This window comes from Vibrio sp. 704, from assembly GCF_033339295.1.
On sequence record NZ_JAWOUH010000732.1, the window covers coordinates 1 to 586 of the forward strand.

Consider the following 586-nt stretch of genomic DNA (forward strand, 5'->3'; position numbering starts at 1 on the left):
CGAAACGTTCCAACCCGCCATAGAGAACATGTTTTCAATACGGCTGAGTGCATCCCTTGGAGTATTGGCGTGAATGGTCGCAAGTGAACCGTCGTGACCGGTGTTCATCGCAGACAACATATCGACCGCTTCCGAGCCACGCACCTCACCAATCACAATTCGGTCAGGACGCATACGCAGTGAGTTTTTCACCAGATCACGCTGGGATATTTCACCCTTTCCTTCAATGTTGGATGGGCGTGTTTCCAAACGAATAATGTGCGGTTGTTGTAACTGCAACTCGGCCGAATCTTCGATAGTAACGATACGTTGGTCACTCGGAATGAAACCAGACAGGATGTTAAGCGTGGTTGTTTTACCTGAGCCTGTACCGCCCGAGATAAGAATGTTCAGTTCCCCGACAACGGCTGCATTCAAGAATTTGCCCATTTCTGGCGAGAGCGAACCAAGCCCTAGTAAGTTGTCCATATTCAAACGTTCGACCGCAAAACGACGAAGGGATACAGATGGCCCATCAAGGGCAAGTGCAGGGATGATGGCATTGAAACGAGAGCCATCTTTTAGACGCGCATCCACCATAGGCGAC

General features: G+C 50.0%; 1 protein-coding gene. It reads right to left on the minus strand.

The features are described from left to right. Nucleotides 1–586, minus strand: a 586-nt coding sequence (locus R7R24_RS28795) for a CpaF family protein (RefSeq protein WP_318120469.1), incomplete at both ends; no start/stop codon positions are given.